General features: G+C 41.1%; 18 protein-coding genes. 8 read left to right on the forward strand and 10 right to left on the reverse strand.

Going from position 1 to position 20,071, the window contains the following annotated elements; genetic code table 11:
• The first annotated feature begins 143 nt into the window (after window positions 1-143).
• Window positions 144-2,081: an ATP-binding cassette domain-containing protein gene (locus tag FTV27_RS15185; protein WP_180024960.1), complete on the forward strand. Its 1,938-nt coding sequence runs from the start codon at window positions 144-146 to the stop codon at window positions 2,079-2,081.
• 530 nt (window positions 2,082-2,611) lie between these two features.
• Here the strand turns inward: FTV27_RS15185 and FTV27_RS15190 are convergent.
• The 5 genes from FTV27_RS15190 to dnaA form a co-directional block, all read right to left on the reverse strand.
• Window positions 2,612-2,989: a hypothetical protein gene (locus FTV27_RS15190; protein ID WP_078194445.1), complete on the reverse strand. Its 378-nt coding sequence runs from the start codon at window positions 2,987-2,989 to the stop codon at window positions 2,612-2,614.
• A 170-nt stretch (window positions 2,990-3,159) separates the two neighbouring features.
• A complete protein-coding gene (gyrB, locus tag FTV27_RS15195; RefSeq protein WP_078194446.1) occupies window positions 3,160-5,628 on the reverse strand; it encodes a DNA topoisomerase (ATP-hydrolyzing) subunit B in 2,469 nt (822 codons plus the stop codon).
• A 43-nt stretch (window positions 5,629-5,671) separates the two neighbouring features.
• Window positions 5,672-6,754: a DNA replication/repair protein RecF gene (gene recF / locus FTV27_RS15200; protein WP_180009130.1), complete on the reverse strand. Its 1,083-nt coding sequence runs from the start codon at window positions 6,752-6,754 to the stop codon at window positions 5,672-5,674.
• Window positions 6,755-6,777: 23 nt separating this feature from the next.
• Window positions 6,778-7,926 (reverse strand): DNA polymerase III subunit beta, encoded by a 1,149-nt coding sequence (dnaN, locus tag FTV27_RS15205; protein ID WP_078189507.1) that lies wholly within the window; start codon window positions 7,924-7,926, stop codon window positions 6,778-6,780.
• Window positions 7,927-8,034: 108 nt separating this feature from the next.
• Window positions 8,035-9,420 carry a chromosomal replication initiator protein DnaA gene (gene dnaA / locus FTV27_RS15210; protein ID WP_180079200.1) on the reverse strand — a complete coding sequence of 462 codons (1,386 nt, stop codon included), beginning with the start codon at window positions 9,418-9,420 and terminating at the stop codon, window positions 8,035-8,037.
• A 659-nt stretch (window positions 9,421-10,079) separates the two neighbouring features.
• On the opposite strand from dnaA, the gene rpmH reads away from it, so the two are divergent.
• The 5 genes from rpmH (at window position 10,080) to mnmE (ending at window position 14,188) form a co-directional block, all read left to right on the forward strand.
• The gene (rpmH, locus tag FTV27_RS15215; protein WP_000831329.1) at window positions 10,080-10,214 is read left to right on the forward strand and encodes a 50S ribosomal protein L34; all 135 of its coding nucleotides are present in this window, start codon (window positions 10,080-10,082) and stop codon (window positions 10,212-10,214) included.
• A gap of 31 nt (window positions 10,215-10,245) precedes the next feature.
• The gene (gene rnpA, locus FTV27_RS15220) at window positions 10,246-10,638 is read left to right on the forward strand and encodes a ribonuclease P protein component (protein WP_078194450.1); all 393 of its coding nucleotides are present in this window, start codon (window positions 10,246-10,248) and stop codon (window positions 10,636-10,638) included.
• Window positions 10,639-10,647: 9 nt separating this feature from the next.
• Window positions 10,648-10,968, forward strand: coding sequence for a membrane protein insertion efficiency factor YidD (yidD, locus tag FTV27_RS15225; RefSeq protein ID WP_078189510.1), 321 nt, complete (start codon window positions 10,648-10,650; stop codon window positions 10,966-10,968).
• A 5-nt stretch (window positions 10,969-10,973) separates the two neighbouring features.
• Entirely contained in the window at window positions 10,974-12,740 is a 1,767-nt protein-coding gene (gene yidC, locus FTV27_RS15230; protein ID WP_180079201.1) for a membrane protein insertase YidC, read from the forward strand.
• 92 nt (window positions 12,741-12,832) lie between these two features.
• Window positions 12,833-14,188 (forward strand): tRNA uridine-5-carboxymethylaminomethyl(34) synthesis GTPase MnmE, encoded by a 1,356-nt coding sequence (gene mnmE / locus FTV27_RS15235; protein ID WP_180036053.1) that lies wholly within the window; start codon window positions 12,833-12,835, stop codon window positions 14,186-14,188.
• 85 nt (window positions 14,189-14,273) lie between these two features.
• Here the strand turns inward: mnmE and FTV27_RS15240 are convergent, their stop codons facing one another.
• The 3 genes from FTV27_RS15240 to FTV27_RS15250 form a co-directional block, all read right to left on the reverse strand.
• Entirely contained in the window at window positions 14,274-15,452 is a 1,179-nt protein-coding gene (locus FTV27_RS15240; RefSeq protein WP_180079202.1) for a hypothetical protein, read from the reverse strand.
• A gap of 127 nt (window positions 15,453-15,579) precedes the next feature.
• Window positions 15,580-16,755 carry an MFS transporter gene (locus FTV27_RS15245; protein WP_228144801.1) on the reverse strand — a complete coding sequence of 392 codons (1,176 nt, stop codon included), beginning with the start codon at window positions 16,753-16,755 and terminating at the stop codon, window positions 15,580-15,582.
• Window positions 16,756-16,870: 115 nt separating this feature from the next.
• Entirely contained in the window at window positions 16,871-17,137 is a 267-nt protein-coding gene (locus tag FTV27_RS15250) for a metal/formaldehyde-sensitive transcriptional repressor (protein WP_078194474.1), read from the reverse strand.
• A gap of 56 nt (window positions 17,138-17,193) precedes the next feature.
• Here FTV27_RS15250 and dmeF point away from each other — a divergent pair, with 56 nt between their 5' ends.
• Together dmeF and FTV27_RS15260 are read left to right on the forward strand one after the other, a co-directional pair.
• A complete protein-coding gene (dmeF, locus tag FTV27_RS15255; protein ID WP_180079203.1) occupies window positions 17,194-18,162 on the forward strand; it encodes a CDF family Co(II)/Ni(II) efflux transporter DmeF in 969 nt (322 codons plus the stop codon).
• A gap of 113 nt (window positions 18,163-18,275) precedes the next feature.
• A complete protein-coding gene (locus tag FTV27_RS15260; RefSeq protein ID WP_180079204.1) occupies window positions 18,276-18,974 on the forward strand; it encodes a DsbC family protein in 699 nt (232 codons plus the stop codon).
• A 79-nt stretch (window positions 18,975-19,053) separates the two neighbouring features.
• On the opposite strand, the gene FTV27_RS15265 is transcribed toward FTV27_RS15260, so the two are convergent.
• Window positions 19,054-19,311, reverse strand: a complete 258-nt coding sequence (locus FTV27_RS15265; protein WP_180079205.1) for a GlsB/YeaQ/YmgE family stress response membrane protein — start codon at window positions 19,309-19,311, stop codon at window positions 19,054-19,056.
• A 180-nt stretch (window positions 19,312-19,491) separates the two neighbouring features.
• Window positions 19,492-20,019 (reverse strand): hypoxanthine phosphoribosyltransferase, encoded by a 528-nt coding sequence (gene hpt, locus FTV27_RS15270; protein ID WP_078194457.1) that lies wholly within the window; start codon window positions 20,017-20,019, stop codon window positions 19,492-19,494.
• Between the last annotated feature and the right edge of the window lie 52 nt (window positions 20,020-20,071).

Below are 20,071 nucleotides of genomic sequence, written 5' to 3' on the forward strand. Positions count from 1 at the left end.
ATTTTTTTAATACTAAAGCCCGTTCAATATACCTAAATACGTGGAATCTGTCACATTTTTTCAGATGGTTGCGATGCTTTGTTTTTTCTTTTGCAAAGCCATCCATTAGAATAGCCACACATTCTTCTTGTTTAGTTAGTTCCATGATTCAGTTAGACCAACTTTCCATTCGTCGCGGTGGGCGTGTTTTATTTCAAAAAGCATCTATGCAATTGCATCCAGGCTGGAAAATCGGCTTAACCGGTGTAAATGGTGCGGGTAAATCGACTCTTTTTTCTGCGCTTTTAGGTGGAATGGAGTCTGATGGTGGTTCATTAACTCGTCCTGCGGTATGGACCGTCGCGCATATGGCACAAGAAATCAAAGCACTTGATATGAAAGCGATTGATTTCGTTCTATCAGGCGATGAGGAATATTGGGATATACAACATAAACTTGAACATCCAGAACAATTAGACAATGAAGCGTTGGCACACTTATATGGCCGATTTGATGAAATCCATGGCTATACAGCTCCATCCAAAGCCTCACAACTGATGGCCGGCCTGGGTTTCTTTGAACATCAGTCCCAGCTCAATGTTTCAAGCTTTTCAGGTGGTTGGCGTATGCGTTTAAACCTTGCGCGTACCCTGATGAGCCGTTCCGACCTCTTATTACTCGATGAACCAACCAACCACTTAGACTTAGATGCGATTTTGTGGTTAGAAGATTGGTTAAAAGCTTACGAAGGTACACTAATCTTGATTTCACATGACCGTGATTTCTTAGATGCGGTGACTGATCATATTTTACATATCGAAAATCAAGAGCTGACACTTTACACCGGCAACTATTCGACCTTTGAACGCACCCGCTCTGAGCGCTTGGCACAACAACAACAAGCCTATGAAAAGCAGCTTGAAACCCGTGCGCATCTCCAAAAATTTATTGACCGTTTTAAAGCCAAAGCGACTAAAGCTAAGCAGGCTCAAAGCCGTATTAAACAATTAGAACGCATGCAGGAACTTTCTGCGGCGCATGTCGATACACCATTTACCTTTAGTTTCCGTGAACCGACCAAAATGAGTTCACCACTGCTGCAAATGGAACACGCAGATATTGGCTATGGCGACAAACTGATCGTGACCAATGTAAACCTGCAAATTACCCCAACCAGCCGAATTGGTTTACTCGGGATGAATGGTGCGGGTAAATCAACCTTAATTAAATCGTTAGTTGGTGACCTTCCTTTATTACAAGGGACACGCAAAGCCTCTGAACTGTTGAATATTGGCTATTTTGCTCAGCATCAAATGGATGCTCTAGATGGCAATGCCAGCCCGATGTTGCAACTATCTCGAATTGCTGACAAAAAAATCAGTGAAGCTGCATTACGTTCATTTTTAGGCAGCTTTGGTTTTAGTGGCGAACGCATGGATACACCAAGTGAAGGCTTTTCAGGCGGTGAACGAGCACGATTAGCTTTGGCTTTGATTGTTTGGCAACGTCCCAATGTTTTAATTCTAGATGAACCGACCAACCATTTAGACCTTGATATGCGTCATGCCCTAACTATGGCATTACAAGATTTTGAAGGCGCTGTGGTTTTGGTTTCGCATGAACGTCAATTGATTGCCAGCGTTTGTGACGAATTATTGTTGGTACATCATGGTAAATGTCGCGAATTTGATGGTGACCTCGTGGCTTATGCCGATTGGCTGCGTCAAGCGCGAATCGACATGATGAAAAATAGCCAACAAGCCCCTACTCCCATCAAATCTCAAGTTGAAACTAAACAGACGATTTCTAAAGTCGATAAAGAAGCGCAGCGTAAAGAAGCTGCACGTCAGCGTGAATTGACCCGCCCGATTCGTAAAAACATTGAAAAAAATGAAGCGCAAATCAGCAAAATTCAGCCACGCTTAAACGAAATCGAGGAATTATTAGCAGACAGTGCTTTATATGAAGCCAGTCGTAAAGATGACTTACTCAAACTAATGAATGAGCAAACAGAATTAAAAGCCAAACTTGAATCTGTCGAAGAGCAAATGCTTGAATTAATGATGGAATTAGAAGAAATGGAAAGTAGTTTTGAGGCTTAATTTAAAAAGCAAAACCCTAGATTTGCATTATTAAGAAAACCTAACTTAAGCTCAAAAAATCAATCGCCGTGAAATTTAAAAGTTCCACGGCGATTTTTTATTTATACTTCACAATAATAATCACACTATAAATCTAAAAAATATTTAAAAAATCGAATGTTCATATCCAACTGGTTATTGCATCGTTAAGGCATTTCTATTCGTAAAGAATTTAAAAATTCAGCGATAGCTTTTACCCTAATTTTGTAAATGAATTCAAAAAATATACTTCACATCAAACTCATTGCCGTAGTTATCCACAAAAGCCATTTTTAAATTCAAATCTTAGTTTTAAATTCATTTTTATTTTTTAAATTCAAAATATCGAACCACCTTTTTGTGGATAAATATTTTTAAATAATATTATCCACAATTATAAATAACTTTGATGTTGAACACTATTAAATGTGAAAATTCACAAAACTTATCCATATTTGCAAGATGGATGCATTTTATCTCTACTGACTACATCAATTTAAACTTTTTATTGTTTAAGATAAGGCAGAAGGATGGGCTTTTTTTGCCTTTAAAAAACGTAATTCTTGTATTTTCCAGGTCTGATCAAAATGCCAGATTTCCTGTATTTGCTGCTGTGTTTCGGCTAAACCAATTAAAATTTTGCACTCAGTTTGGTCACGATTAAACTCATAATCTTCAAATTCTACGTCTGGTTTTTGTGGTTTCCAAACCCCATTTTTCACTGCATGTGCAATACGTTCATAGCGGACATAATTACTTTCGACACGCCCGTCTTGCTCATAAACCACCTTAAAGTGCTCATCTTCGTATTCGGCTAAAACAGTATAATTTCCGGTAAAAAATGCATTTACCCAGATGTCACGAATGTGTTCAAGTTGATTGTCCATCATATATAGACCTCTTATTTTTAGCTGCTAAGTTCAAATAGATTTGAGCTTAGCATCAGAATAAGTCAATTTAATAAAACACAAATTGGCGATTTAATATTCAATTTCATTTAAGATAGCACAAAAAAAAGCACTCCGAAGAGTGCTTTTTTGAATGATTCTGTAATCAGAATTTAGGCATCAATATCCGCATTTAACGCATTTTCTTCAATGAAAGCACGACGTGGTTCCACATCATCACCCATCAAGCAAGAGAACATACGATCAGCTTCAATCGCGTCCTGTACCGTTACTTGCAGCATGTTACGGTTCTCAGGATCCATCGTGGTTTCCCAAAGCTGCTCAGCATTCATCTCACCCAAACCTTTATAGCGCTGAATCATCATGCCACGGCGTGAGTCTTGTAGGATGTTTTGCCAAACCTGATGGAAGCTGCTCACTGGAATTTTGCGCTCGCCTTTTTGTAGGTAAGCACCTTCTTCCAATAAGGTGAACCAACTCTTCGAATTTTTGAGTAAACGCGCATATTCACCTGAACCCAATAGACCTGAATCTAACAAGTATTGGTGCGGTAAATTATGAACATAGATGGTAATACGTGGGAAATAGGTCGCTGACTTATTGCCTTCAGTATCTTCATGCTCAAAAGTTTCTAAGCTTAATTCAGGACGTAAGCTTGGTTGAGTTTTCTCAATATTGGCACGTAGTTGCTCACCCCAAGTCTGTACATAGTCTTGGTTATTTGCTTGATCTAACTTAAAGCCTTCTACTGCCAATAAACCATCCAACACACTTGCAGGATAACGTACAGTCAGACGATGCAAACTCTTTTGAGAGGTTTGATAATCCGCAATCACACCCGCTAAAGCCTCACCACGAATGGCTGGTGCTTCTGCACTGATGTGTAATTCAAGCTCATCAATTGCATTTGAAATCAGGTAAGTCTCAAGCGCATCATTATCTTTGATGTACTGTTCTTGCTTGCCTTTTTTCAGCTTATACAACGGTGGCTGTGCAATATAAATATATCCACGTTCCACAAGTTCTGGCATTTGACGGAAGAAGAAGGTCAATAGTAGCGTACGAATGTGCGAACCATCGACGTCGGCATCGGTCATGATGATGATTTTGTGATAACGCAGTTTATCTGGGTTATATTCCTCACGACCAATACCACAACCTAAAGCGGTAATCAGTGTTCCCACTTCTTGAGAAGAAATCATCTTGTCAAAACGTGCACGTTCCACGTTGAGGATTTTACCTTTCAGCGGCAAAATCGCTTGCATCTTACGGTTACGGCCCTGTTTTGCAGAACCACCCGCAGAGTCACCTTCGACTAAGTAAAGTTCAGACAACGCAGGATCTTTTTCCTGACAATCGGCCAATTTACCTGGCAGGCCTGCAATATCAAGCGCACTCTTACGACGAGTCATTTCACGTGCTTTACGCGCTGCATCACGCGCACGGGCTGCATCAATAATTTTGCCTGCAATCGATTTAGCGGCTTGGGGGTTCTCTAAAAGATATTCAGAGAACGATTTATTCATGGCTTGCTCAACCGCAGTTTTCACTTCGCTCGACACCAATTTTTCTTTGGTTTGCGAAGAAAATTTTGGATCAGGCACTTTCACCGAAACAATCGCAGTTAAACCTTCACGCGCATCATCACCAGAAACTGCTACTTTCTCTTTTTTGAGTAAGTTTTCGCTTTCCATGTAGCTGTTTAAGCCACGAGTTAATGCAGCACGGAAACCCGCTAAATGCGTGCCACCATCTTTTTGTGGAATGTTGTTGGTAAAGCAACGAACATTTTCCTGATAAGAATCATTCCACTGCAATGCAACTTCTACACCAATGCCATTATCCGCTTGAGTAGTAAAATGGAAGATATCATTCAGATGGGTTTTGCCTTGGTTAATATATTTTACAAACTCAGACAAACCACCTTCATAGTCATAAACGTGCTCTAAATTGATACGTTCGTCACGTAGCACAATTCTCACACCTGCATTCAAGAAAGATAATTCACGTAAACGACGCGCCAAAATATCGACATTAAAAATCGTTTGACTGAAGGTTTCAGCACTTGGCCAGAAACGTATACGTGTACCTGTACGATCTGTCTCACCCACCACCTTTAATGGATACACGGAATCACCGTGTTTATATTCTTGCTGGTGGATTTGACCCGCACGATGAATAGTTAATTCGAGCTTGCTTGAAAGCGCATTCACCACGGATACGCCTACACCATGTAGACCGCCTGAAACTTTATAGCTGTTATCATCAAATTTACCGCCCGCATGCAGAATCGTTAAAATCACTTCTGCTGCAGAAACACCTTCTTCTGGGTGAATGTCGGTAGGAATACCACGGCCGTTATCCGATACGCTCACAGATTCATCTTCATGGATGGTGACTTGAATTTCGTCACAATGACCTGCCAACGCTTCATCAATTGAGTTATCGACAACTTCAAACACCATGTGGTGTAGGCCAGTACCATCGTCAGTATCACCAATATACATGCCCGGACGCTTACGTACAGCGTCTAGACCACGTAATACTTTGATGCTAGAGGAATCATAAGCTTTTTCTATGGTTTGTTCTGTTTGAGAAGCAGCTTGATCTTCTGAACTCATGGTTTCTCCCTAGTGAAAAATAGGTCTATCCAAAGGTGGTATTTCATTGCACAACAGCCTGCACCGTACCATTTTCAACTTTGAATAATTGATAAGAAATAGATAAATCATGTAAGTGTTTTTGCACTGAATCATGGTCTAAAGTGGTAATAAAAACTTGACTACCAAGATGGCTTAAACGCTCAATTAAACGCTGTTGTGCGGTTAAATCTAATTCTGCTGTCAGATCATCTAATAATACCACAGTTTCCTTATTACAAGCATGTAGCATTGCAATCTGTGACAGTTTTAACGCCATGATCAATAACTTTTTTTGCCCACGAGAGAGCACAACATCTGCATCACCCATAGCGGTTTTCAACCTTAAATCTGCACGGTGCGGACCATACTCAGTATAGCCACGTTCGCAGTCTTTAAAGTGCTGATTGGTCAGATCATTCAGCAGTCCTGTTTCAGCATGAAAGCCTGCACTATATTCCAATGTCACTGTTAAATGCGGCAATAATGCTTGGAGATCTTGTTGGAAATATCGCGTCCACTGTTCCACCACATTACTCCGTAGACTATGCAAGATCTCACCATAATCACTGAGCATTTTGTTCCACGGTTCTAGGTCAGACAAACTCAAATGACGTCGTGATTTCAGCAAACTATTCCGCTGTTTTAATGCCCGCGCATAATATTGCCATGCATGGTAAAACTCCGGTTCCACGTGGAACATCAACCAATCTAAAAGTTGACGTCGTGGCTTCGCACCATGATCAATAATATCGGTACTTTGTGGGTCGATGAGTTGTAGTGGTAAAATCTTAGCCAACTGCCCTTGTGTCCCCACAAGGTCGCCATTGACTTTAATCACTTGCTCGCCCGACTGCATTTTTTGCATGCCAATACGGTCTGTTGCAGACTGCGCAAAGACGACAGCGTCAGGGCTATTATTTTGAATATAGTTTTTTGGAATATGGGTTCGAAAAGAACGTCCAGTTGCCAGCAAATGTACTGCTTCTAATACAGACGTTTTACCTGAACCATTTTGCCCATAAAAGACATTAAACGGCTGCAACCCAGAGAGTGCAACCGTCTTTAAATTTCGAACACGTTCTACATGTAAACGCGTGATATGCATAATAATTGAGACGTCAGTCCAAATTAAACACGCATTGGCATCACAACATAGGTTTGATCTTGTTGTTGTGGATCTTGTACCAATACCGACTGGTTCGCTTCTGTCATGGTCATTGCAACATCATCACCATCCAATACATTCAGAACTTCCAATAAGTACTGTGCATTGAATGACATTTCCATCGGTGCATCAGCATATTGAATCGCGAGATCTTCGATAGCTTCATCCTGCTCAGGGTTATTGGCACGAAGTTGTAAAGTGTCCGCATCAAACTTCAAGAATACGCCGCGCAATTTTTCATTACTTAAAATCGCCACACGTTGTAGTGATTGTTTAAATACATCATGTGCAATGCGCACGTTTTTATCGCCACCACGTGGAATCACTCGGCGGTAGTCAGGGAATTTACCATCGATCAATTTTGTGGTGAAACGTACGGTAATATCACCCTGCTCTTTATCACGGCTGGCAATGGTAATCGTTACATTTAATAATTCACGACCAATTAACAACGATAATTGCTCGTCTTCAACACTCAATAGACGCTGCAATTCACCTACGGCTTTACGTGGAACAATCGCTTGCATTGCTTGTGTCGCATTCGAGCTTGCCGCTGTTTCACACATCGCCAAACGGTGACCATCGGTCGTTACTGCACGCAATTGATTTTCATCAATTTCAAGCAAAGTACCTGTCAAATAGAAACGTACATCTTGAACCGCCATGGCAAAAGATGTTTTCTCGAATAAACGCTTTAACTCACGCTGAGTCACACCAACTTGAGTGCCTTGAGTATTTTCAGTGGTTAATAATGGATAGTCTTCTGCAGGCAAAGTACCCAATACAAAACGACTGTTTCCAGATTTTAAAATACAACGTTGATCTTCAGTAATTTGCAAATCAATCAATGCCGCTGACGGTAATGATTTACAGATATCCATCAATTTACGTGCAGGAACAGTCGTCACCCCTGCTTGTAAACATGCACCTTCAGTAAGTGGTGTACTTGCAACCAGTTCCACTTCAAGATCTGAACCGGTAATGGTCAAAGCTTGCTCTGTTACCTGTACTTTTACATTGGATAAAATATTTAAGGTATGGCGACGTTCAACCGCTCCTACGACATGTGATAGAACATTCAGTAAGCTTTCTTTCGCGATTTTTAAACGCACGATACATTCCTCTAAAAACTGAAGACAGACAAAATAAATTAATTTTTTAGCAGTGTACTATGCGGCAGAATATACCGCATTGCAAGAACAGAATTTGAACGAAAAGACTTAACTTTGTAGCAGACGTTGCAAGTTTTTATAGTCCTCATTGAAGATTGGATCTTCTTCACGCAGGCTTTGTACTTTTTCACAGGCATGCATCACAGTACTGTGGTCACGATTACCAAAAGCCATACCAATTTCAGGGAAACTATCCCCTGTCAGCTCACGTGCTAGCCCCATAGCCAACTGACGTGGACGTGCATAAATCCGCGTACGTTTTGGGCCAACCAATTCTTTGAGTGGAATACGGAAATATTCACTCACCACACGCTGAATATTTTCAGTACTAATAGTACGTGCACGAATCGCCAACACATCTTTTAATGATTCACGCACCACATCTAGATCGATTGGGGTACCTTTAAAACGAGAAATGGCTACAACTTTATTCAGCGCACCTTCTAGTTCACGAACATTGGCAACCACTTGTTGAGCAATAAACAGCGCACAATTACGTGGAAGTTCCACCCCATTGCTTTCCGCTTTTTTCAGTAAAATTTCAATGCGGGTTTCGATATCTGGTGGTTCCACACCCACCGATAAGCCCCACGAAAAACGTGAAACCAAACGTGGATCAAGTTCAGTCAGTTCTTTTGGATAACGATCTGAGGTTAAAATGATTTGCTTAGATTCATCTAATAACGCGTTGAAGGTATAGAAAAACTCAACCAAGCTGGCCTCTTTACCCGCCAACAAATGAATATCATCCACCAATAACAAATCTAATGAACGACAATTTTTCTTAAATTCTTCGACCTTACCTTTCTGTAGAGAGCTCACAAAGTCTTGTACAAAACTTTCAGCCGTCATGTACATCACACGTGCATTCGGCTTCGCTTGTAATAATGCATTACCTACGGCTTGCATCAAATGGGTTTTACCTAAACCAGTCGGTCCATATAAAAATAATGGGTTATGCTGTGAAGCACCGGGTTGTGTAAGTACTTTACGACAGGTTTCTGCCGCCATCTGATTGGAACGGCCTTCAACAAACAAGGAAAAGGTAAATAATGGGTTAAGCTGACGCTTACGGTTATTTTTTGAAGACGTCTCTTCTTTTTCTTTTTTAGGACGATTCGGTGCAGAAACATGCGGCGTTGACTCTAATGCTGCGGTGGTTGTTGCAGGTTGCTCAGCTGCAGATAAAATTGCACCAGGCCGTGAATCAACCAAAATCTCGACTTTACGTACCCGACCTTCAGACAACTGTTCCGCTAAAATAGAGATCAGTTCTAAATGGTGCTCTTGAATATAGCGTGTCCAATACGGATTCGGTGCATAGAGTTTTAGACTATCACCTGCATCTTCTGCCACTAGTGGGCGTATCCACATTGTATAGACATTTCCTGAAAGCTCTTGTCGCAAGCGAGTTAAGCAGTCTGTCCAAAGCATGTGAAACCCCTATTTCAGTCCATTGTACGAAAAAAATAATTCAACCCCGCCTAAGCGGGCAGCCATTCTAACCATCTTATCCACATCTGTCATGAACAAATCAGTCGAAATCGATCAAAAAAACGCAAATTGAGTTTAAATTTAAATTTAAATCACGTGTGGATAAGTTTATCCGCAAGCTGTGGATAAATTGTAGCACAAAGTTATCCACAAACTATCAAAATTATAAAAACATCGTTATCCACAATGTAATTATTTGTTTTTTAAATCTAAAAATGCGTTTTCCACAGAAAATATCAACACTAATAGTAATAAATTTAAATTTTAAAATTTGAATTTATTTATAAGATCGACCCATTCTGGGGATAACTTGATGGTTAGTTTAAATTCAAATTTAAATTCATAAAAACCAATTGACAAATTTGAGATTGTGGATAAATTTGTGAGTAAACTTGAAGATAACTTAAATAATTAATATATACAATGATTTAGTTTGTGGGTATTTTAATTTAAAACTTTCTGACTGATTTCTAATCCTTATACTATCTTGATATATCACAGCCTAGATTTTGAAAGAAAGCGTGTTTTTCATTGACAGCTCAAGCAATGAGCACTAAAATCGCGAACCTTTACTGAAAGATCATTTTTGGAGTTTCGATATGAAACGTACTTTCCAACCTTCTGAGTTGAAACGTAAACGCGTTCATGGTTTCCGTGCTCGCATGGCTACTAAAGCTGGCCGTCAAGTATTAGCGCGTCGTCGTGCAAAAGGTCGTCACAGCTTAACTGTTTAATTTCAGTTAAGACTGTCAAGACTTGGGTGTTATGACAACACTTTACGGCTTTAGCACAGATGTGCGAATACACTGTGCTGCCGATTATAAAAGTGTGTTCGATGGTGCGCTTTTTAAAGTGCATCAACCCCATTTCTTATTTCTAGCAAAAATCTCCGAACAGCCGAATAGCCGTTTGGGTATTGTTGTTGCTAAGAAAAAAGTGCGCCGCGCACATGAAAGAAATCGAGTAAAACGACTTGCACGCGAAAGTTTTCGCCTGCATCAACAGCAGTCTAATGTATTAGATATTGTCGTTATGCCAAAAATGGGCATAGAGGCGGTACCGAATGCAGAGTTGCATCAGCAATTACAATTTGCTTGGCAAAAATTGCAGCGCCTTGCAAATAAGCATAAAAAAATAGCTACCTCCTCACAAGCGTAGAGATGACCAATGGTTCGTTTACTGCATTGGCTCATTCGTTTCTATCAGATTGCGATTAGTCCTTTATTGGGACCACGCTGTCGTTATATTCCAACATGTTCTCAATATTCTTTGGAAGCAGTCCATCAACATGGTGCTGTACGTGGAGTGTGTCTAGCTGTTCAGCGTATTTGCCGTTGTCATCCTTGGGGCGGTTCAGGCTATGATCCTGTTCCATCAAAAGCAATTCGTTTTATTTCATTTCAGCAAATAGATTCTCAAACGCTTCACGTTGCTGTACCCTTTCGTGAACGTTTATTGAACCAAAATCACTCTAACCACTTGGGGTAATACCTATGCAACAATGGGCCAGGATTGCAATTCTAGGGGCCATGTTTGTTGTCGCATATTTGCTCATTTTGGCTTGGCAGAAAGATTATGGACATGCGGAACAAAAATCTCAGCAAAATGCTGCGGTGGTAACGCATGAAGTATCTGCCGATTTGCCAAATGGCCAGACAGCTACGGCTGCTACTGATGTGCCGCAAGCAAATAATGCTGCTACACAACAAACAACAGATGCCACTGCACCTGTTAGTCAACAGTTAATTTCAGTACAAACTGACCTTTACCATCTTTGGATTAATCCAAAGGGTGGCGATATTGTTCGTATTGAATTACTCAATCATGACAAAAATAAAGACAGCGACGAACCGTTTGTAATGCTTGAAAGCGATGCAAAACGTACTTATGTTGCTCAGTCTGGCTTAATTGGTCTTAATGGCCCTGACAGCAATCCGAAAGGACGTCCAACCTATGAAATTGAAAAATCTTCATATACGTTAAATGACGCAAAAGCTGTGAAGGGTAAAGATGGCCAAACAGCAAAAGTTTTGTCAGTACCAATGGTTTATAAAACAGCAGATGGTGTAGAGGTTATTAAAACCTTTAACTTCACTGAAGGTGAATACCCTGTTGTTGTGAATCATAAAATCGTGAACCGCAGTGCTCAGAACTGGCAAGGTCAGATGTTTGGTCAGCTTAAACGCGACAACTCTGAAGATCCAGGTAAATCTGATCAAGGTATTTTCACTTTAGGTACATTCCTTGGTGGTGCATGGGGTACGCCTGAAGAACATTACAACAAACTTAAATTTGCCAACTTCAATGAAGAAAAATTGAATGTTGAAGCAACTGGCGGTTGGGTTGCAATGGTTCAGCATTACTTCGTGAGTGCGTGGATTCCTGGACAGATCAAATTAACGCAAGCCAATGGTCAGCCTTATGCTGCGAAACTTGAGTCACGTAAATCTACTGATGATATGAACATCATTCAGTTCACATCGCCTGCAATCAATGTTCCTGCAGGAACTGTGGCAGAAGTAGATGCAACGTTCTATTCAGGTCCAAAAATCCAATCTGAATTAAAAGAATTGGCGGTTGGTTTAAACCAAACTGTAGACTACGGTTGGTTATGGCCTATTGCGAAATTATTGTTTGTCGGTCTTGAGTTTTTCCACGGTTTAGTGGGTAACTGGGGTTGGTCAATTATTCTATTGACGATTCTGGTGAAACTGATCTTGTGGCCATTGTCGTCGAAGAGCTACCGCTCTATGGCGAAAATGCGTGTGATTGCACCTGAAATGCAACGCATGAAAGAAGAGTTCGGTGAAGACCGTATGCGCTTCTCGCAAGAAATGATGGCATTGTATAAACGTGAACAAGTGAACCCACTATCAGGTTGCTTGCCGTTATTGCTCCAAATGCCGATCTTCCTTGCTTTGTACTGGGTGTTGATGGAGTCTGTTGAACTACGTCATGCGCCATGGTTAGGTTGGATTCAAGATTTATCTGCGATGGATCCATGGTTTATTTTGCCGCTATTAATGGGCTTGACCATGTTCATTCAGCAAAGTTTGAACCCACAACCGGCTGATCCAATGCAGGCGAAAGTCTTCAAAATCATGCCAGTGATCTTTACGGTATTTATGCTGTTCTTCCCTGCGGGCCTTGTGCTTTACTGGATCTGTAACAACAGTATTACTATTCTTCAACAAGGTTTGATTAACAAATCTGTTGAAAAAGAACGTTTAAAACGTGAAGCAGCTGACTCAGCAAACTAAGCATTGCTGATGGGCTGAATAAATCCGCTTAAGATGGTAATCTTAGGCGGATTTTTCTTTATCTGTCGTTTGAAAATTTTTAGGTGAATTTTATGTTAAACCGAACCACCATCGCAGCAATTGCCACACCGCCGGGTCGTGGTGGTGTCGGCGTGATTCGCCTGTCTGGTCCCAAATCTTATGCCATTGCAGAAGCATTAACGCAGCAATCCCTGCCTGAAGCACGTTTTGCTGGTTTCCGTAAGTTTTATGATGCATCGAATGAAATCATGGATGAAGGTTTGGTGATTTGCTTTCCAAATCCGCACTCTTTTACGGGTGAAGATGTGGTGGAGCTTCAAGGTCATGGCGGCCCCGTTATTCAAAATGCATTATTGGCGCGGTTACTTGAATTGGGCGCTATTGCTGCAAAAGCGGGCGAATTTTCAATGCGCGCCTTTGAAAATGGCAAAATGGACTTGGTGCAAGCCGAGGCGATTGCTGATCTGATTGATGCCACCTCACAAGCAGCGGCACGTTCAGCGGTACGTTCATTACAAGGTGCCTTTTCGAGCAAGGTCAATACGGTGTTAGAAAAACTTATCCATTTGCGTTTGCATGTGGAAGCAGCGATTGATTTTCCTGAAGAAGAAATCGACTTTTTGGCGGATGGTAAGATTTTGGGCTTATTGGATGAAGTGGCAAGCTCGGTCCATGCTGTGCAGCAATCTGCTCGTCAAGGTCAGCTACTGCGTGAAGGTCTACAAGTGGTGATTGCCGGTAAACCCAATGCAGGTAAGTCTTCTCTACTTAATGCTTTGGCAGGTGTTGAACGTGCGATTGTGACGGATATTGCCGGTACGACACGAGATGTTTTACATGAAAAAATCAGCCTCAATGGTTTGCCGATTACCTTGACCGATACCGCAGGTTTACGTGAAACCGGTGATATCGTCGAAAAAGAAGGGATTCGCCGCGCAATTAAAGAAATTGAGCAAGCTGACTTGTTACTTTTGGTCTATGACTTGAGTCAGGGCGAAGATCCACTACAATTGGCTCAAGCGTACTTTGCCGATCATATTGAACCGAAGCGGTTGATGTTAATTGGTAATAAATGCGATTTGACGGGATCTACCGCGGAAATTACCGATTTAAACGGTTTTCGACATATTCGGGTTTCGGCTAAACAAGAAACTGGCGTTCAAGCGCTTATTGATGCGATTACAGCGCATGCAGGCTTTCAACCAGAGGAAGATACCTTTATTGCTCGAACACGCCATTTAGACGCAATGAAGCGCACTCAGCGCTATCTTGCAGAAGCACGTGAGCAGTTGGTGGTTTATCATGCGGGTGAGTTGGTGGCTGAATCTCTACGTTTGGCGCAAAATGCCTTAGGTGAAATTACGGGCGATTTCAGTGCGGATGATTTGCTTGGGAAGATTTTTGGATCATTCTGTATCGGCAAGTAATAAAACGATTGAGCTCCTCATTTGATCCATTGATAGATCCACCCAAAGCACGATGTTGGAAATCATCGTGCTTTTTTTACATCGTTTAGCGTGGGTTTGAGCCAAAAATGATTTTAATGATCGATCTCAGCACATCTTTCGTTTTCATCCCATAAAAAGGATTGTTTGCTGCTCTTTTTGATGCGGCTTCAACTTTGACTTTGAGTGTTGCATAGTCTGGAAATTGTTGCTGTTGCGAGGATTTTTCGACCGCTGACAAAATATCAATTAAAAAAGCACGATTGATTTTTGAACTTAATGGAATGGATTGATACCACTGTTTTTCAAAGCGACGATCTAAAAAGATATCGGGAATTTCGGGGCTAGAGGCATAGAACATGGCTTTGGTGCGCATACATTTGCTGCATTGACCACAATTTTTAGGTCGAGCCCTATAGTCCACACAGATCGATAGGGTTTGTAAATCTAAGCCAGATTGGCTTAAAAATGCGGTCTTTTGTGATCGCGTGACATCATCGTCGAGGGTGATTAAGACCCCAGATCGGTTCTTCATCAATCGGTTGGATGCCGTATTTGAGCCATAGGGATGAACGAATAATTGTTGATCTAAACGATAATCGGCTGAAATTCGATATTGCTGGTAATGTTCAAAAATCGAAGCGCAGGAAAACAGCGAAAAGATATGTGTGACATGCGAACCTTTAGGGTTACAGCCATATTTACTGTACAGCGTGTAAGCATCGGTTTTTACCACACGACTTTGCTTAAAAACTTGGCTTCTAAAGTCATGGGTCTGATCCATTAAGGCCTGAAATTTTTCATGGTCATCAAATTTATAATCCATTCCATGCACAGTGAGACAATCAGAATCTTGCCCATTTTCAAGAAAAGCTTTGTATGTACTATAAGTGGAGTCAATCCCACCGCTAAAAAAGCTTAAATTTTGAGTGGTTTGGTTTGCCGGTGGTGTTTGGATAATCGATGCAGCACTGAGCATGACTGGTTGATATAAATCAGGTAACCAAGCGGCCCAGACCGTTGAAACCTCCCGTGCGGAGTGGAGGGTTTGTATTGAAATAGGTCCTTCTACATGCAGCGGGATGCCAAGGCGCATGGCAATGGGTAAAAAGCCCCAAACAATAAAATCATAGGTTTCTAATTGCGGTAAGGATTCAAACGGTAAAATATAGTGAATATTACCGTATTCGCTGCTAGCAATGATTTGATTTTCTACAGTGTTAATTTGACATTGAATTTTTAGCATTTTTTAAATTTTTGAATCACATCAGACAAGATCTTAATTTAATTTGATTGATTTTTATAGGGTTTCTTAATTGTTTTTGGGTTTAAGAAGCACCCAATACAAGATGCTTCTTGAATAAGTTTAGTGGTTAATTGGTGTTCAGACTACGGTGCCAAAGCAATAAGCCGATACACAATAAACCTACACCCATACAAAAACCTAAAACACCGACGATCAAGCCGAAATGATCAGATAAATAGCCGGCTGCAATAATTGGAATAATGGTTCCTAAATATCCGATAAACAAATAGGTCGAGATCACCGCAGCACGGTTTTGATTGTTGGTCATTTGATGAACTAAGCCAAATGCGCCTAAAAGCCCTAGACCATGCCCTACACCGACTAAAATATCGCTAATAAAAAACAATGCACTCCAGTGTTGGGTCATACATAGCGCAAGGAGCGCATAGCTCAGTATTAACACTATTAAGCCGGCATTGACACATTTTGCAGAAGGAATCGATTTCGCCATAAATTGCACGACAGCGGAAACCAGCAAGATACTTGCAATGGCACTACCACTGACCAAAGGGCCATGCCATGGGATCGCATCTTTGACGAAAGAGGGTGCGAGTGATGCAAATAAGCTGAAGGAGCCAAAGGCACAAAAGGCAGTCAGTCCAGCGATATAAAATCGTGAATGATCACGCTTTTCAGGCAATTCCAAATGTGGTGCCACTGAAAAAGGCTGTGGCTCAAAATTCGGTGTGCGAATAAAAAATAACCCTATTAAACACGCCAACCCCCCAAAGATCACAGGGATATAAGGGGTGACTAAAGGCTGTTCCGAAAATTGGGCAATCACTCCACCAATAAATGGGCCAAGACCAAAACCAATCACGGTAATGATTGAACTCAACTGTGGAGCATTATTTTTATGCGGTTCAGGAATGGTATAGACCAAACCAAGCATGGCTGAGGTGCTGATTAAACCCGAGGCAATCCCGATAATAAAGCGCCCGATAGATAACCACAGCGCATTACTGGCAAACACCGACAAGCTTAAACCTAAGATGATGCACGCCATACCGATTTGCAGGGTTCTTAAAAAACCAAAACTATTACTGGTACGACCTAAAAACAGCAAGGTCGCTAGGCAACCAAACATGTAGGCAACAAAGATATAGGTGATATGACTCGGCAGCAGTCCCCAAAGTTGTTGATAAATGGGATACAGAGGACTAGCTAGCGCTGTACCAATAGTGCCCATACAGAGTGCAAGGCTCACCATGATAAACGGTCGCCAAGAGGGAGATGTGGTCATTTTAAAGTCGCAGAGGTACAGTCAATAGGGTCAATATTGTGCTGTATGAGAAAGACGGAAATATGGGCTCAGTTTAATGCCGATTTTTTTCCATGGTCAAATCACAGTTGTAACTTTATCCATAGCGTTTAAGCAGTTTTACAAATTCTTCCAGTTCTGCTTCATTGATTTCAGCATCTTGAGGTAATACATGATGGCGTAAATGTGCTTCGATTAATTCATTCATTAATCCATTTACAGCACCTTTGATGGCCGCAACCTGTTGTAAAACCTCGATACACCCTGCTTCGGGTTGCTGTAAAGCCAGTTCAACCGCATTGACCTGACCTTGTAGGCGTTTAACCCGATTTAAAATCTTTTTGTCCTGATGTAAATGACTCAACACTTTCTCCCGAAAATAAATATACTATGGGGGAGTATATTTAAGCATAGAACCTAATGAAAACTTCCCCATCCATCCGAATTCATCATCATCAATTTGATGAAGGTAATCCACTCGCACAAAAACGGATCTTAATTGCCACTATTTTAACGGCAGTCATGATGTTGTTAGAAGTCATTGGCGGATGGATTTTTAATTCGATGGCATTATTGGCTGATGGTTGGCATATGAGTTCACATATGTTGGCATTAGGCTTGGCCTATTTTGCCTATCGTGCGGCACGCCACTATGCCCAAGATGCTCGTTTTAGTTTTGGGACTTGGAAAATTGAAATTTTAGCGGGCTATAGCAGCGCGATATTATTGATGGTCGTTGCTGCATTTATGGCCTTTCATTCGGTGGAACGCTTATTCAACCCGGTTCAAATTCATTATAACGAAGCAATCCCTATTGCGATTTTAGGTCTGGTGGTGAATTTAATCTGTGCTTGGTTATTGCATGATGACCATCACCATCACCATCACCATCACCATCACCATCACCATCACCATCACCATCACCAGCATAGCCATGAAGAGCAGCATGATCATCATCACGATCTCAATCAGAAAGCAGCCTTCATGCATGTGGTTGCCGATGCGGTGACTTCGGTGTTGGCCATTGTGGCTTTATTTGCTGGAAAATGGATGGGCTGGGGATTTTTAGATGCACTATTGGGCATTGTTGGTGCAGTGCTGGTCGGTAAGTGGGCCATTGGCTTGATGAAAGAAACTGGACAAACATTACTGGATGCGGAAATGGATCACCCTGTCGTTGATGAGATTCGAGAGGTTTTAATGCAATTGCCTGTCGACGTCGATGTGACCGATTTACATGTGTGGAAAGTGGGTAAAGGTCAGTTTTCATGTATTGTAGCTTTAGAAACCAGTCAGGCATTGAGCGCAGATGAAGTGCGCCAAGCGCTGTCGATTCATGAAGAAATTGTGCATGTGTCTGTTGAAATAAATTCACTTGATGCAGCGTAATATGTTCCACGTGAAACGGCATGTAGCTATTGCGTAATGAACTGAAAAAAGCCCAAGACTTTCACCCGTTAAGGCTTAGAATGCTCAATCAATTAAATGTTGAAGTTCGGTCTATGTTGAAAAAAATATGTGCGTTGGCGTTGAGTACCACCCTTTCGACTTTTGCTTTAGCAGATGCGGCACAGGTTCAAAAGCTCTTGGCAGAAAAGCACCCCAGTTTAAAAATTGAAAATATTCAAAGTACCGAAATGCCGGGCATATATAGTGGCTTTGTTGAAGATCAAGTTTTGTATTTGAGTGAAAATGCGGATTATGTGATCGCAGGTTCTATGATTCGTTTAAAAGATCAAAAAAATCTGACCAAACAATTGCTCCTCGGTCAGCAAAAAACTGAGTGGAATAAACTTCCATTACAAGATGCGATTAAAACAGTCAGGGGGAATGGGAAGCGCCAAATCGCGATCTTTTCTGACCCAAATTGCCCATATTGTAAGAAGCTTGAAGTAGAACTGGCAAAACTCAATGATGTGACCATTTATACTTTTGTCACAGCGATAAAACCACAGTCGTTGGCGCCATCGAAGCAGATTTTTTGTGAGTCAAACCCTGCTATGGCCTGGAATAATTTAATCAATAAGGGAATTCAACCGAAGTCAGCGAAAAGCTGTGCAAACCCGATTGAGCGAAATTTAATATTAGCTAAAAGCTTAAAACTAGGTGGTACACCGGGAATCGTCTTTGCCAACGGTTCGATCTTAACTGGTGCTTACCCTGCTGCTGAATTAGAATCGATGTTAAAAGAGATCAAATAATTTCAGCTGTACGTCATGAATAAAATATAAATAAAAAAATACCCGTCTACAGGCGGGTATTTTAATGGTGCTATAAAAATTAGACGCGGGTTTTTTTCGTTACAAGGTTATAGATAAACAACACGATGATCGCACCAATGACGGAAGCGATAAATCCTGCAGCAGAATTTTCTCCATACAGACCTAATAAACGTCCGCCATAGGTTGCAAGTAAGGAACCTGCTATCCCGAGAATGGTGGTCATGATGAAACCGGCTTTGTCATCTCCAGGATGGATCGCACGTGCAATTAAACCAGCAATAAAACCAACAATAATCGCAACAATGAGTGACCACATAGTAACTCTCCTTTTGTTATCATGTATTTGTTTTTTACGACATGTTCAATCTTTATCTTTAATCAAAACTAAGCTGAGCTACAGCCTAAACATGCAAAAAACTGTTGTTTTTTTGTTCTGAAATAGCCAGAAAAGTAAAAAAAAAGTGGCCTTAGGCCACTCTTAAGTATCTGATCTTGCTTAGAGACCAATTTCGCCAATAAATGGAATGTGACGATATTTTTGATCATAGTCCAGACCATAACCTACGATAAATTTATCTTCGACTTCAAAACCTAAAAATTTCACTTCGAGTTCAATCTCACGACGTGAAGGCTTGCTAACCAAAGTACAAAGCTCGATTGAATTTGGATTGCGCGTCTGTAAAATTTCTAAAACTTTGCTTAAGGTATTTCCTGAATCGATAATATCTTCAACCACCAAGACATCTTTATCTTTAATGTCGCCGTCTAAGTCTTTTAAGATTTTTACATCACGAGTAGATACGGTCCCACCGCCATAACTTGAAACGGTCATGAAGTCGAGTTCATGCGGTTTTGAAATTGCGCGGCAAAGGTCAGCCATAAAAATAACAGAACCGCGTAAAAGACCGATTAACACCAACTCTTTGTCGCTGTTAGCATAGTGTGCATCAATTTTTGCGCCAAGCTCTTTCACTTTAGCTTGAATTTCTTCAGTGGAAATCAGTACGCTCATTTGAACAGACATGGGTAGATACCTAAAAAAGCAAATCAAAAAATAAAAAAGGTGTTGACTTGCA

This window comes from Acinetobacter sp. YH12251, from assembly GCF_013417465.1.
GTDB lineage: Bacteria > Pseudomonadota > Gammaproteobacteria > Pseudomonadales > Moraxellaceae > Acinetobacter > Acinetobacter amyesii.